This window comes from Paenibacillus sp. FSL P4-0176, from assembly GCF_037975265.1.
Classification (GTDB): domain Bacteria; phylum Bacillota; class Bacilli; order Paenibacillales; family Paenibacillaceae; genus Paenibacillus; species Paenibacillus amylolyticus.
In genome coordinates, this window is record NZ_CP150242.1 from 1,974,851 (window position 1) to 1,988,763 (window position 13,913).

General features: G+C 44.2%; 13 protein-coding genes. 10 read left to right on the top strand and 3 right to left on the bottom strand.

Features of this window, described 5'->3' with window-relative positions:
• The first annotated feature begins 8 nt into the window (after positions 1-8).
• Positions 9-1,556 carry an extracellular solute-binding protein gene (locus MKY95_RS09245; protein WP_143781022.1) on the top strand — a complete coding sequence of 516 codons (1,548 nt, stop codon included), beginning with the start codon at positions 9-11 and terminating at the stop codon, positions 1,554-1,556.
• Positions 1,557-1,696: 140 nt separating this feature from the next.
• On the opposite strand, the gene MKY95_RS09250 is transcribed toward MKY95_RS09245, so the two are convergent.
• Together MKY95_RS09250 and MKY95_RS09255 are read right to left on the bottom strand one after the other, a co-directional pair.
• A complete protein-coding gene (locus MKY95_RS09250; RefSeq protein WP_036669745.1) occupies positions 1,697-2,848 on the bottom strand; it encodes a UDP-N-acetylglucosamine--LPS N-acetylglucosamine transferase in 1,152 nt (383 codons plus the stop codon).
• Between the two features lie 50 nt (positions 2,849-2,898).
• Positions 2,899-3,426 carry a phosphatase PAP2 family protein gene (locus tag MKY95_RS09255; RefSeq protein WP_017689668.1) on the bottom strand — a complete coding sequence of 176 codons (528 nt, stop codon included), beginning with the start codon at positions 3,424-3,426 and terminating at the stop codon, positions 2,899-2,901.
• A gap of 711 nt (positions 3,427-4,137) precedes the next feature.
• On the opposite strand from MKY95_RS09255, the gene MKY95_RS09260 reads away from it, so the two are divergent.
• From MKY95_RS09260 to MKY95_RS09300, 9 genes are all read left to right on the top strand, one after another.
• The gene (locus MKY95_RS09260; protein ID WP_036610177.1) at positions 4,138-5,376 is read left to right on the top strand and encodes a glycosyltransferase family 2 protein; all 1,239 of its coding nucleotides are present in this window, start codon (positions 4,138-4,140) and stop codon (positions 5,374-5,376) included.
• 335 nt (positions 5,377-5,711) lie between these two features.
• The gene (infC, locus tag MKY95_RS09265) at positions 5,712-6,206 is read left to right on the top strand and encodes a translation initiation factor IF-3 (RefSeq protein ID WP_017689666.1); all 495 of its coding nucleotides are present in this window, start codon (positions 5,712-5,714) and stop codon (positions 6,204-6,206) included.
• A gap of 24 nt (positions 6,207-6,230) precedes the next feature.
• Positions 6,231-6,434 (top strand): 50S ribosomal protein L35, encoded by a 204-nt coding sequence (rpmI, locus tag MKY95_RS09270; protein ID WP_017689665.1) that lies wholly within the window; start codon positions 6,231-6,233, stop codon positions 6,432-6,434.
• A gap of 88 nt (positions 6,435-6,522) precedes the next feature.
• Positions 6,523-6,882 (top strand): 50S ribosomal protein L20, encoded by a 360-nt coding sequence (gene rplT / locus MKY95_RS09275; protein WP_017689664.1) that lies wholly within the window; start codon positions 6,523-6,525, stop codon positions 6,880-6,882.
• Positions 6,883-7,462: 580 nt separating this feature from the next.
• A complete protein-coding gene (locus MKY95_RS09280; protein ID WP_076252456.1) occupies positions 7,463-8,503 on the top strand; it encodes a BMP family ABC transporter substrate-binding protein in 1,041 nt (346 codons plus the stop codon).
• Between the two features lie 298 nt (positions 8,504-8,801).
• Positions 8,802-10,340 (top strand): ABC transporter ATP-binding protein, encoded by a 1,539-nt coding sequence (locus MKY95_RS09285; protein ID WP_036610171.1) that lies wholly within the window; start codon positions 8,802-8,804, stop codon positions 10,338-10,340.
• Complete coding sequence (locus MKY95_RS09290; RefSeq protein ID WP_036669750.1) at positions 10,333-11,412, top strand: ABC transporter permease; 1,080 nt, start codon at positions 10,333-10,335, stop codon at positions 11,410-11,412. The genes MKY95_RS09285 and MKY95_RS09290 overlap by 8 nt, the downstream gene beginning before the upstream one ends.
• Entirely contained in the window at positions 11,413-12,375 is a 963-nt protein-coding gene (locus tag MKY95_RS09295) for an ABC transporter permease (RefSeq protein ID WP_036610165.1), read from the top strand.
• A 214-nt stretch (positions 12,376-12,589) separates the two neighbouring features.
• Positions 12,590-12,979, top strand: coding sequence for a hypothetical protein (locus MKY95_RS09300; RefSeq protein ID WP_047842246.1), 390 nt, complete (start codon positions 12,590-12,592; stop codon positions 12,977-12,979).
• 6 nt (positions 12,980-12,985) lie between these two features.
• On the opposite strand, the gene MKY95_RS09305 is transcribed toward MKY95_RS09300, so the two are convergent.
• Positions 12,986-13,432, bottom strand: coding sequence for a GNAT family N-acetyltransferase (locus MKY95_RS09305; protein ID WP_100529523.1), 447 nt, complete (start codon positions 13,430-13,432; stop codon positions 12,986-12,988).
• Between the last annotated feature and the right edge of the window lie 481 nt (positions 13,433-13,913).

A 13,913-nucleotide genomic window follows, 5' to 3' on the forward strand; every position in this document is an offset into this window, starting at 1 on the left:
GGATGCATATGCGTAACAAAACAATTCGGCACCTGTCTCTGGTACTTGCCCTGATGTTGTTCGCCGGGGTACTTGCCGCATGTAATAACGGTTCGGGGGGATCGACGCAAGGAAGCGAGCAGGGAGGAACATCCGGGAACAAAGGAGAGAAAGTCACGCTCCAATTTTACATGCTTGGGGATGCTCCGAAAGATCTACCTGTTATTGAATCCGAGATCAATAAGCTGGCGGAGGCTGATCTGAACGTCAATGTGAAATTCAACTACACCTCATGGACTGACTGGGATCAAAAATATAAACTGCTGCTGTCTTCCGGACAGCCGATCGATCTGATCTTCACAGCAGATTGGACATTCTACCAGTCCTATGCCAAGAAGGGTGCGTTCCTGCCACTGGATGAAATGTTGCCTACAGCAGCGCCAGCGCTGAAAGCTCATGTACCTGATGACATGTGGAATGCTGTCAAAATCAATGACAAAATCTATACTGTTCCATCCACTTGGATTGAGTATGTAACCGAGGGAATTGCGTACCGTGAGGACTTGCGCGAGAAGTACAATCTTCCGAAACCGGAATCCTTGGAGACGCTCGAAGCGTATCTGGAGGGCATCAAAGCCAACGAACCCAATATGATTCCGATTGCGGATAGCAATGCCAACCATACCCATGGTATTCGTCAATTGACATCCAAGCTGGTTAATACAGCAGGTCAACTTCCATATGGACTGGATATTATGTATGACACACCAACAACCGTGACGTCCTACTGGGGATCGGCGCAACACCTGGAAGACCTGAAAACATACAAACGCTGGATGGATAAAGGCTTTTTTCCGAAAAACGTACTGAATGTAAAGGATACTTCCAACTCATTGCTGCAAAATGGAAAAGCGGCTGTTGTTCTTTCCGGGGAGAACCCGAACAAATTTAATGCAGATGTCATCAAGGTGCAGTCTACTCATCCAGATTGGAAACTGGCTTATTTCCCGTACCCGAATGCGAAAGGGTTTGCACAACCGGTTCACCCGATCCACAATGGTTTTGCGATTCCGCGTAGCAGTAAAAACCCGGAAAAAGCATTGGCATTTTATGAGAAACTGGTGACAGACAAACGATATAACTGGTTGACTGAATACGGCGTTGAAGGCAAAAACTTCGAGGTAGATAATGGATACTACAAAATGGTCGGAGATGCACAAACCAACGGCTTCCCACGTGAGGGTATGAATGGTTGGGCATGGCGTAATCCGGAATTCATGCTCTATGATAAAACCTTTGATGACGTGCTGACCATGTTTGAAGATCTCGACAAAATCAAAAAGCCGGATATTTATACCGGATTTGCTGAAGACTGGACACCGTACCAAGCCGAGAAGGCTGCATTGGAACAAGTGGAAAAACAATATCTGTATCCGCTTAATGTAGGTTTGGTGGCAGACGTAGAGGCTGGATTGAACACATTTATGGAGAAGGCTAAACAAGCAGGATTGGAAAAAATTCAGGCAGAATACACCAAGCAGTGGCAGGAGTATTTGAAGTCTACAGGCATACAATAGTTTGTACTTTCCTTCATAAAGAAAAGGTGCCTTCTGATTCGAAGGCACCTTTTCAATGTGGTTGCAGGCTTGTTTGAAGCCGTTGGTTAGAGGCATGATTGGACGAAGAATACGGGAAGCGACATCCTAATGGGATAAATTCATAAACGGGCCTCTTCTGCGGATGAAGGACGAACGTCCTCCAGCAGATCGATAATACTTTGAGCGCTCTGCATTGGATGAACCTTGGCGATTTCCGCCAGATGACGTTTGCGTTTACGTACAACATCCGGGTAGTGATGCAACAGCTTGTTCATCCATTTAACCACTACGTCGGGCGAAGTTATGGGTTCTCCCAACCCTCTTGCCGTAAAATAATGGACGTTTTCTTCTTCCTGACCAGGTATAGGATTGTGGAACAACATGGGAATTCCTTTGGCCAAGCCTTCACTGCATGTCATTCCCCCAGGTTTGGTAATCAGAAGGTCGGATACTTCCATTAATTTGTCCACTTCGTTGGTGTATCCCATAATGTGAATGTTTTCTTTGCGATACATGGGGTTCTGTTCCATGCTGATCCGTGTTTTATCGTTGCGACCGAGACAAAAAATGATCTGAATATCTTCATGCCAGCGTGTCAGCAACGGATGGACCAGCTTGTCGCTGAGCATTCCCCAACCGCCGCCCATCACCAGTACAGTAGGCATGTTCTTGAGGTTAAATCTGCTTCGGATCTCTTCTCGCCCGGGATGCTCCCAAAAATTTGGATGCACCGGAATGCCCGTGACTCGAATGTTGTCTGCAGGTACGCCTCGTAGCATTAGTTTGGACTTAACCTCATCTGAAGAAACCAGATAAAGGTCTACTTCACGGTTAATCCACGTCCCATGTGCATCATAGTCGGTGATGACTGTGCATAGGGGAACCTGTACACCCAGACGTTTCAGTCTGGATATGACAGCACTTGGAATCGGATGTGTACAGACAATCGCATCGGGACGTAACTGGCGCACAACGCTGCGTGTGTGTGTATAGAACAGTTTATGCAACGCCAGTGTGGTCAGCCTGTTCAATGATTTTTTATATTGGTGTCTGTATACGTATCCGAAAAGTTTGGGTTGGTTGGTAACCGTTTTTTTGTATGCTGTTATAATCAGAGGTGCAACCTTTGGATTTAAGAAACTTCCCAATTCAAGCACTTTTGTCTGCACGTCTGGCGAGAGCTTTCGCAAATTGCTGGACAGTGCATAGGCGGCTTGAGTATGACCCGTACCAAAGCCTTCAGATAATAGTAATACTCTTTTTTTCTCCACGCTTACTTCACCTGTTCCTGCTAGGTTTTTCTGAGTCTAACATATCGGCTTTAAGACCAGAATGCAACTGTTGCAAGTGCGACTAAAGTACCTATTGTGGCACCCGCCAGAACATCGGAAGGATAGTGTAACCCCAGATAAATTCGAGAGAATCCGACAATAAGGGCCACAGGCAACAAGATTAGCAATAAGATCGGATCAGTGGTCATAAAGGGAACTGTGACCGAAAAAATGGCAGTTGTGTGCCCTGAAGGAAACGAGTGATCCGTCAGTGGATTACGGAACGTAATTGTATCCGGCAAGGCCAGATAAGGTCGAATGCGGGGATACAATTTTTTCGCGATAGCTACAGGGATGTGGCTGACCGCAAGGGCGATACATGCCTGGAGTCCTGTTGTGCTCCATGGAGCTGGAGCAAGCAGCCAGATTAACAACGATATTGCAATAGATGAAGTTGCTCCACCCAGATGGGTGAAATAATACAGCCAAAAATTCATAAAACGATTATGAAGTCGGCCGTTGATCCACATAAAAACATTTCGATCATAATCTTGAAACTTTAAGAATAAACGGCTCATATTGGCCTCCTGCCAGTCAGGCCGCCCGTAATGGCGGCATTATTTCCGGTGATTTTCTGCATCCGGTTTCGTCCTGATTAGTATATAACCGTTTTTCATGAACTTGAGGTTATTTCAGGTATATGTTTATCATATTTTTAAATGTTGTCCTTTTCAAGAAGAACCCATGTAAAGAAAGTGAAATTCATGTTAAAGAGTGGATATATACCCATCTTAACTTTTTGACTTGGGTCAGCCAAAAAAGATACAATGATTCAACATGGCTGAAATGAGGTAAAAAAAATGTGAGTTCTGTTTCAAACTTTTTGAGGTCTGTTTGCGTTATTTGTTATAGGGCCTCTGACGAAGAATAACATGCTGATGAAAAAAGCAGGGACTTTAGAAATAAAAATCAAGTAAACGGCTGAAAATAAGATATAACAGGCATGAATGCGAGGTTGTGGTATCACGAAGTGTCTATTCAGCGTTTAAAGATCACATTTCTGCTTCAAAAAGTGGAATTGGGGTTTTGACAAATGACTGAAAAGGATACAGAATCGATAAAGCAGCCAACTGATAGCAACCAAGCTTTGAAACATTGCCTGATATATTCACGTAGTACACAAAAGAACAGGGTCATATTCTGCAGATCAAAAAAAAATAAATTGCAGAATCAGGAAGAGAAATGCTTGAGTAAACTGGGTTTTGAAAAAAAGGGGGTAACAGAGAACGATGTTGGACGCTATATTCGTCACGATGCAGGTCATTCTGGCACTGCTAGCCGTGTACCAATTCACGTTTTCGCTGTTCGGTCTGATTAAGAAAAAGAAAAAGAAACATTATCCGGCGACAAAATCATTCGCTGTACTCGTCGCAGCACACAATGAGGAACAAGTCATTGGTGCCTTGATGGAGAACTTGAAACAACTTGATTATCCGGAAGATCTGTACGATGTGTTTGTCATTTGTGACAACTGTACAGATGGAACGGCTCAAATTGTCAGAGAGCATGGATTAAACGCCTGTGTGCGTACCAATGCCGATTTAAGAGGTAAAGGGTACGCCATCGAATGGATGCTTAAGTACCTGTGGAAATTGCCACGTCAGTATGACGCAGTTGTTATGTTTGACGCGGATAACCTGGTTGACCGTAACTTCTTGCTTGAGATGAATGATGACTTGAACAATGGTTCGCGTGTTATCCAAGGATACATTGATACGAAAAATCCGGAGGATTCCTGGATTACTGCAGCTTACGGTGTATCTTACTGGTACATCAACCGTCTGTGGCAGTTGTCTCGTCATAACTTGAACATGGCGAATTTCCTCGGAGGAACCGGAATGTGCTTTGAGACCAACCTGTTGAAGGAAATTGGTTGGGGTGCAACAAGTCTGGTTGAGGATCTGGAGTTTACGATGCGCAGTGTGCAACGTAATGTGTATCCTGTTTTCAACTATGACGCCAAAGTATTTGATGAGAAGCCATTAACATTCAAAGCTTCAGCGCGACAACGTCTGCGCTGGATGCAAGGTCACTTTACAGTTGCGCGTAGATACTTCTTCCCGCTGCTATGGCAGTCCATTAAGGAAAGAAGCCTGGTGAAATTTGACCTTGCTATTTACGGAGCCAATGTCTATGTGGTGTTGCTTACGTTCCTAATGACGGCTGTGATGTGGGTAGACATGGCGATATTCAGTGGTCCGCACATTGCTAATATTTATGGATACTTCCCGTTATGGGTTGGCTTCGTGGCTATTGGTTTGAACATTCTGACGTTCCTGTTGTCCATGGCGCTGGAGAAGGTTACCTTTGCCAAAGTTTATCTATATCTGATTTTGTTCCCGATCTACCTGCTGTCTTGGTACCCGATTACGTTCTACGCTTTCTTTACGCAGAACAACAAACAGTGGAGCCACACTCAACATACACGTGTTGTACGGTTGGATGAGGTGCAAAGCAAACAAGGGTAAGGAACATGCATGTGATACTTTGTTGACATCTGATATCACAAATGTGTAATTCACGAAAAAAAGTTATGAAGAATGTTGACAATGTATTTCATGGGTGATATAGTATTCAAGTGCCTTAAAGCGAATAGCAATGGAATCACAAGCAGAAGTCCGACTTCTCACCTGATCAACAAACATGTTGGCTGGTCAACGATCCCAATAATTTATGAAGTGTATACTCATGAAGAATTGTGTTGATTACAGGGATGTCGGTAGCTTGACCGGCATCCCTTTTATTTTTGTTTAACTGGATATTCAAAATGACCTGGAGGTGGACGATTATTAGTAAAGATCACATGATTAATGATGAGATTCGGGCGAAGGAAGTACGCCTTGTCGGAGCTGAAGGAGAACAAATTGGGATTACGCCCATTCGCGAAGCACTGCAAATGGCGATTGACCTGAATTTGGATCTGGTCAATGTGGCACCACAGGCTAAACCGCCGGTGTGTCGTATTATGGACTATGGCAAATTCCGCTATGAGCAACAAAAGAAAGATAAAGAAGCCCGTAAGAACCAGAAAATTGTTGATATTAAAGAAGTATGGTTCCGTTCCAATATTGAGGAGCACGATTATCAAACGAAGCTTCGTAATGTAGTTAAGTTTTTGAACGAAGGCGACAAAGTGAAATGTTCTGTTCGTTATCGCGGACGTGAAATTGCACATGCCGCGATTGGTCAACGGATTTTGGAGCGCGTTAAGGTAGAAGTTGCAGAACTTTGTACTGTTGAACGTCAACCAAAATTGGAAGGCCGCAGTATGATCATGATCTTGGCTCCTAAAGCCTGATAACATTGGAGGAGGAAACACAAAATGCCTAAAATGAAAACACACAGCAGTTTGAAAGGACGCTTCAAAATTACCGGTTCCGGTAAGGTCCTTCGTTACAAAGCTCACAAAAACCACTTGCTTTCCCACAAATCCAAACGTGCTAAGCGCGTTCTGAACGGTAACCCAGTTATGGCTGCCGGGGATGTTAGACGTTTGAAACAAGGCTTGGCTAACTTGAAAGGCTAATTTTAATTAGTACATTCCGTATGGGGGATCGGCTACGGCCGTACACATACCACGGATACATTTATATTTATTTGGGAGGTTCTTTAATATGGCAAGAGTAAAAGGCGGTTTTGTAGTACGTCGTCGTCATAAAAAGGTTTTGAAACTGGCAAGAGGTTATTTCGGTTCCAAACACCGTATTTTTAAAACAGCTAACGAGCAAGTAATGAAATCCCTGGTATACGCATACCGTGACCGTCGCAACACGAAACGTAACTTCCGCAGACTGTGGATCGTTCGTATCAATGCTGCAGCACGTATGAATGGTTTGTCTTACAACAAACTGATCCATGGTTTGAAACTTGCTGGAGTAGACATGAACCGCAAAATGTTGGCTGATCTGGCCGTTAACGACATCAATGCGTTCAACTCTTTGGCTACTGTAGCTAAAGGCAAAATCAACGCTTAAATTGTATGATACAAGCCGCCGTACCTATATGGCGGCTTTTTTTACGGCTTGGGAAGAAATTCGAGGATGAATCTCTGAGTGAGTAGAGCGAATAGGCTGTAGTCTGGAAGGGAACAATGAAACCAAATAACTGGTGAATAACGGTCCATGGGAATACATAAAATACGAACGGTGAAATAATACAAATAAAAACAGGTAAATCCCTCTCATCACTAAAGTTCACGATATGTTTTTGTTATATAACATTACATCGTTGTAACGTTAGTGTGTTAAATCGCTAAATTATTAAGCGTTTTCAATAAAAAAAGAACAAAAATATGTGATATTTGGTGATGAAACATCTGGATTTTAACACTGGTTGATTGTATAATCACCTCTAGTAGGCTAGTCCTAGATTTTTCTCTCCATGTCATAATGTTCGGTTTTTCGACAGATGATAGGATGCTTCAAGGGTGAGAATGCGCTTTTAATGTCGAAGAAACCATACATTCTGCATAAAAGTCATTCCTGCTATCTGTTAACCGTTCAATTGTAGGCTGGATTGGAATGAGGGATATATCATTAAGGGGGAAAAAGAGAAATGAAAAAGATGCTCAGCTTGTCTTTGGTAATGTTGCTGGCGGTATCGGTTATGCTCGCAGGTTGCGGTAGCAAACCGAAAGAAGAAACAAATGCCGGAGGAGATACAGGTGGTACATCTACTGAAGCGAAATCCGATCTCAAAATCGGTATGGTTACTGACGTAGGTGGAGTTAATGACAAATCCTTTAACCAATCCGCTTGGGAAGCTCTGCAAGCGACTGAAACAGAAACAGGTACTGCTGTTAAATACCTGCAAAGTAAATCCGATGAAGAGTACATTCCTAACCTGAACGAATTCGTTAAAGGCGGATATGATCTGACTTGGGGTATCGGTTTCCAATTGGCTGATGCAATCAAAACTGTAGCTGAGCAAAACCCTGATGCTAAACTCGCGATCATCGACAGTGTTGTTGATGCTCCTAACGTTAAATCCGTAACATTTGCTGAAGAAGAAGGATCTTACCTGGTTGGTGTTGTGGCTGGTCTGACAACTAAATCCAACAAAATTGGTTTTGTAGGCGGTATGGAAAGCCCACTAATCAAAAAGTTTGAAGTAGGATTCAGAGAAGGCGTTAAAGCAGTTAACCCTGATGCTCAATTCATTTCTAACTACACAGGTGCATTTGATAAACCTGACTTGGGTAAAGCAGCAGCAGCAACACTTTACAATGAAGGCGTAGATATTATCTTCCACGCTTCTGGCGCAACAGGTAACGGTGTGTTTAACGAAGCAAGTGCTCGTAAGAAGCAAGGTCAAGATGTATGGGTTATCGGTGTAGACAAAGACCAATCTCTTGAGTTTGGTGATGAGATCACTTTGACTTCCATGATCAAAAAAGTTGACGAAGCAGTTAAGCGCGTTAACAAAGAAGTAGTTGATGGTACATTCGCTGGTGGTTCCGAGAACCTGACTTTGAAAGAAAACGGCGTAGGTATTGCTGATACCTCTACTGCCAATGTATCTGCTGATACACTTGCAAAAGTGGAAGAGTACAAAGAAAAAATCATCAGCGGCGAAATCAAAGTTCCTACAGAGTAATTTTGATCTTAGTCGCAAATGAATAATCATTGGGGCCGGTCTTGACCGGCCTTATGATTGCAAGAACAGGAACATTTGATCAAGTCATCATAACAATTGTACAAGGTCACTGTGCATCAACGCTCCGGTAGGAGCTTTTCTTAAGATAATGGAATTGAGTTGTTCTTAATGAGCTGAACCATTCGATTATCGCAAGAAAAACTTCAGCTAAGCGCGGTCTGTCTTCTTTGAAAGTACGTCGATAGACGTTTTTTTTACGTTTGCGGAACCACACTATATCAGGTATAAGGGTGATTACATGGGTGCAGCAACCCCCGTCGTTGAGTTAAAACAAATTACGAAGCGTTTCCCAGGCATTGTTGCCAACGACGCCATCAGCCTTCAGCTTCGTAAGGGCGAGATCCATGCGCTACTGGGCGAAAACGGCGCTGGTAAGTCAACGTTGATGAATATTGTATTTGGTCTCTATCAGCCAGATGAAGGTTCCATTGAAGTGAATGGCAAGCCTGTCATCATCGACAGCCCTAACCGAGCGATCGATCTTGGCATAGGCATGGTGCATCAGCATTTTAAACTTGTACAGCCGTTCACGGTAACAGAGAACATTATTTTGGGATCTGAACCAACGAAGGGTCTCAATATTAACTATAAAAAAGCAGCCGCTGAAGTTCAGCGTCTTTCCGAACAGTATGGACTTAAGGTGAATCCTCATGCCAAAATTCATGATATTTCTGTCGGAATGCAGCAACGTGTAGAGATTGTTAAAACGTTGTATCGCGGTGCAGACATTCTGATTTTTGACGAGCCTACAGCCGTATTGACTCCTCAAGAGATCAAAGAACTGATGATCATCATGAAGAAGCTTGTAGCTGAAGGAAAGTCCATTATTTTGATCACGCACAAACTGAAAGAAATCATGGAAATCTCCGATACGGTAACGATTATCCGTCGGGGTAAAGTGATTGATTCGGTCAAAACTTCGGAAACGAATCCGAATGAGCTGGCAGAGAAAATGGTGGGTCGGAATGTCACATTCAAAGTGGACAAAAAACCGGCTACACCTGGAGCCAATGTGCTCGAAGTCAGTAAATTAACAGCCAAGAATAAAGAAGGTATTTCGGTTCTAAACCAACTTAACCTGAACGTACGTGCAGGAGAGATTGTCGGAATCGCAGGCGTGGATGGTAACGGGCAAAGTGAACTGATTGAAGCTCTTACCGGACTTCGTAAAGTAGAGAGCGGTTCGATTCTTTTGGAGGGCAAGGAGCTGTCCAATCATTCTCCGCGCCATATCTCGGAGTCGGGTGTAGCCCACATTCCGGAAGATCGACATAAACACGGACTTGTACTTGATTTTTCAGTGAGTGAAAATATCGTTCTGGAATCGTATTATAAAGCACCATACACCCGTAAAGGGTTCCTTAACTTCGATGCCATCAAACAGCAGGCGAAGCGGCTTGTTGAGGCATTTGACGTGCGTACACCAAGCATCGAGACCAAAGCTCGGTCCTTGTCCGGAGGAAACCAGCAAAAGGCCATTATCGCCCGTGAGGTAGATAAAAACCCTGAACTGCTTATCGCTGCGCAACCAACACGTGGTTTGGATGTAGGGGCTATTGAGTTCGTTCAAAAGCAACTGATTGCACAGCGCGATCAAGGGAAGGCTGTTCTGCTGATTTCATTTGAGCTTGATGAGATTATCAATGTATCTGACCGAATTGCTGTTATTTATGAAGGCCAGATCGTTGGCGAGGTGCTGCCGGAAGAAACCAATGACAGGGAGCTCGGCTTGATGATGGCGGGCAGCACCCAAAAGAGAGGTACTGCGCATGAATAACGTATTGAAATGGTTTACGCGAGATTCATTTATTTTGCCTGTAGTAGCTATTATTATGGGTCTTATTCTCGGTGGAGTTGTCATGCTGATTGGTGGCTACAATCCAATTGAAGCCTATGGTGCATTGTTCACCAAGGTATTTGGCGACATGTACAACTTTGGTGAAGCAGTACGGGAAATGACGCCACTAATTATGACTGGACTAGCATTTGCATTTGCATCACGTGCAGGGTTGTTTAATATCGGGGGAGAAGGTCAATTTCTCGTTGGTATGACCGCTGCAACATTTGTTGGTGTTAAGTTTGCAGGTTTGCCGATCTACCTTCATGCGCCACTGGCTTTGATTGCCGGTGCATTGTTTGGTGGTCTGTGGGCCGCTATTGCTGGTTATCTGAAGGCGGCACGTGGGGTCAATGAAGTTATCAGTAGTATCATGTTGAACTGGATTGGTCTGTATCTGGCCAACCTTATCGTTCGCCAATTCTTGCTGTTGAAGGGCGAGAATCGTTCCGTGGATATCAGCGAATCGGCTTCGATTAGTTTGACATGGCTCTCTGAACTGATGGGCAATTCGCGTGTACACATGGGGACGTTGATTGCCATTGTGATGGCTGTGCTCTTTTATATCTATATGTGGAAAACAAAACAAGGTTATGAAATCCGCGCGGTAGGTTACAACCCTAATGCGGCTGAATATGCAGGTATGCATGTTAACCGGAATATCGTAAAAGCGATGTTTATCAGTGGTATGCTTGCCGGTCTTGGTGGTGCATTCCAGGTTCTTGGTGTGTTCCAATACCAAACCGTAATGTCGGGTTCACCGGGAACAGGCTTTGACGGAATTGCGGTTGCCCTGATTGGTTTGAATCATCCGTTTGGGGTGTTATTGGGGGCAGTGTTGTTTGGTACCCTCACGTACGGATCTGCAGGTATGAGTTTTGCTGCGGATGTTCCGCCTGAGATTATTCGGATTGTGATCGGTTCGATTATCTTCTTCATTGCGGCACAAGGCATCGTGCGCTGGATACTTAAACCGTTCTATTCGAAGCGTAAGAAAGAGAAGGTGTTGTAGATGGACTTGTTGACAATTGGGCAAATTATCAATACGACGCTTGTCTTTGCTACGGCATTGATTTTTGCATCACTCGGCGGAATTTTTTCGGAAAAATCAGGTGTAACCAACCTTGGACTTGAAGGTTTTATGGTCTTTGGTGCCTTTGCAGCTGGAATCGGGGCGCATTATGCTCAAGAAGCGGGCATGGGCGGAACGACATCGGCCTGGATGGGGGTTTTGCTCGCGATTGTATTGGGCGTAATGGTATCTCTGATTCATGCCGTTGCGTCTATCACATTTAAGGCAGACCAGATTATCAGTGGTATCGTCATTAACTTTTTGGCAGCAGGAAGTACGTTGTACTTGGTTAAACTGTTGTTTGAAGGTTCTGGTGATTCACCGTTGGTTCAAGGTTTCAGCAAGTTTGATGTGCCATTGTTGAAAGACATTCCTTTGCTTGGAGAAGCCTTCTTCAAGAACGTATATCCAACAACATATCTGGCCATTCTGTTCGTATTCCTGACGTATTACATCATGTTCAAAACGCCATTTGGTCTGCGTCTTCGTTCTGTAGGTGAACATCCAAGTGCGGCTGATACAGTTGGTGTTAAAGTGCTTCGTTATCGCTATATTGGCGTTATGATCAGTGGTGCACTTGCGGCCATTGGTGGAGCTGCGATTACGTTGACGACTACAGGTACATTCTCACACAATACGGTTTCCGGCCAAGGTTATATTGCCATTGCAGCTATGATCTTTGGTAAGTGGAATCCGATTGGTGCCTTTGGTGCGGCTGTCTTCTTTGGATTCTCACAAGCGATCCGAAATTATGTACAGTTGTTTGAATGGTCACAAAGTATTCCCCAGGAAATTATTTTCATGTTGCCTTACCTGCTTACCATCATCGTTCTCGTTGCAGCGGTTGGACGTTCTTCGGCTCCGTCTGCACTCGGTGAAGCATATGATCCGGGGAAAAGGTAACAACCTTTTCTATATCAGTTTAGCTATTCAGAGTTTTGATAAAGGGTCCGCCTTGTGCGGGCCTTTTTTTGTTTTCTTGAACGCCCATCGACTTTTACATGCTTAACTTGGTTCTCGTGCAGATACCCATATTTTCAGGTAGGGACAAAGAAACAGGCGAATTCAGTGATGGACGAATACACTGTTTTGAACGATCCGAGGAGGAGGGGAAAGTATGAAACAACAAGTTACGCGTGATGAAGCGATGAAACTAATAGGCAAAAATATTGTTGCAATCAAAAAAGACGGCACTCGGGTTACGGGAAAGCTGTTGAAAGTATCGGGCAACAAACTGGTACTCAAGCGTTTGAATGGCAAAAAAGTACGTACAAAAGCGATTCTGCCACTGGTATTGTTTGATCTGCTCGCTATTGCCACACTGCCTTATGCTTATGGAGGTGGTCCCGGCTTCGGTCCCGGATATGGACCTGGACCAAAACCAGGCCCTGGATATGGTCCAGGCTACGGACCGGGATATGGACCTGGAGGACCTGGTGGCGGATATGGACCTGGTCCTGGATTCGGCCCTTATGGTCCAGGTCCACGCCCACCAGGATTTTTCTAGGACATTCTATAATGTTTTTTCCAATTCGTAGCAGCGGCTTATCATGATGTATCGAATCGCACTGTATCCATTTTTTTGATAAAACTGAAGTCCTTTGGTATTGCCCTCATCCACCATCACTTTAGATCTTCGACAACCCCGAGATACCGCAAAGCTCTCTGCTTTGAGCAACAAAGTTTGCCCGTAACGTTTGCGTTGTTCTTTCGGACTAACGGCCATCATATCGACATAGAGCAATTCCCCATGCATGAGAAAATGGATGAATGCCACAGCAGCTTTATCTGGCTCCGGCGAGACAACAAAGGTCATGCCCCTGTTCATTCGCAGGGGTATTTCTTTGCGGATTTTATTAATTTCCTTTTCGCTCATATGGGATAAAGGAACAAGTTGAGTGTCAATCAGCTTCATGATGGCGCCATCATCCAGCTTGGATGTGCGTTGCCGAATCACCATGCGGAGCCTCCTTTCAGGACCAGTCGTGCTGCTCGTATATCCTATGCCCGAAGCAAGATAAAAGGTGACTGAATGAAGCGCTGGGATTAGGGCAACCTTATAGGCTGAAGAGGGAGGAAGGAAGGTTCTCTGAATTTTTATGCAAAACAGGTATTGACTTATCGGTTGGAGGAATCATATAATGTTCCTAACATTTAACGAGAATATTTCATCGGCTATGAAGAGGACGAAGTTTTAAGGGCTCTTTTGCTCAGAGAGTGGCTGGAATTGCTGAAACCACCACCATTATCCCTTATATACGAGCTCACCTCGGAGCTGTTTTCCTGAAAAGCACTGGATGTCACTCCTTTCGCGTATTAGGGAAAATCGTATGTCTGCGTTACAGACAACAGGTATGGGAAACGACTACGTTCGTTTGAGCTATTCGTTTTGTTGTACCTGGTAAGGTCCGTTATTGCGAAATTTCGGGCAAAGTTGGGTG

Coding starts and splice junctions, on each gene's coding strand:
- infC (WP_017689666.1), top strand. CDS start 5,712: ATGATTAATGATGAGATTCGGGCGAAGGAAGTACGCCTTGTCGGAGCT.
- MKY95_RS09300 (WP_047842246.1), top strand. CDS start 12,590: ATGAAACAACAAGTTACGCGTGATGAAGCGATGAAACTAATAGGCAAA.
- rplT (WP_017689664.1), top strand. CDS start 6,523: ATGGCAAGAGTAAAAGGCGGTTTTGTAGTACGTCGTCGTCATAAAAAG.
- MKY95_RS09280 (WP_076252456.1), top strand. CDS start 7,463: ATGAAAAAGATGCTCAGCTTGTCTTTGGTAATGTTGCTGGCGGTATCG.
- MKY95_RS09260 (WP_036610177.1), top strand. CDS start 4,138: ATGTTGGACGCTATATTCGTCACGATGCAGGTCATTCTGGCACTGCTA.
- MKY95_RS09290 (WP_036669750.1), top strand. CDS start 10,333: ATGAATAACGTATTGAAATGGTTTACGCGAGATTCATTTATTTTGCCT.
- MKY95_RS09245 (WP_143781022.1), top strand. CDS start 9: ATGCGTAACAAAACAATTCGGCACCTGTCTCTGGTACTTGCCCTGATG.
- rpmI (WP_017689665.1), top strand. CDS start 6,231: ATGCCTAAAATGAAAACACACAGCAGTTTGAAAGGACGCTTCAAAATT.
- MKY95_RS09295 (WP_036610165.1), top strand. CDS start 11,413: ATGGACTTGTTGACAATTGGGCAAATTATCAATACGACGCTTGTCTTT.
- MKY95_RS09305 (WP_100529523.1), bottom strand. CDS start 13,432: ATGGTGATTCGGCAACGCACATCCAAGCTGGATGATGGCGCCATCATG.
- MKY95_RS09255 (WP_017689668.1), bottom strand. CDS start 3,426: ATGAGCCGTTTATTCTTAAAGTTTCAAGATTATGATCGAAATGTTTTT.
- MKY95_RS09285 (WP_036610171.1), top strand. CDS start 8,802: ATGGGTGCAGCAACCCCCGTCGTTGAGTTAAAACAAATTACGAAGCGT.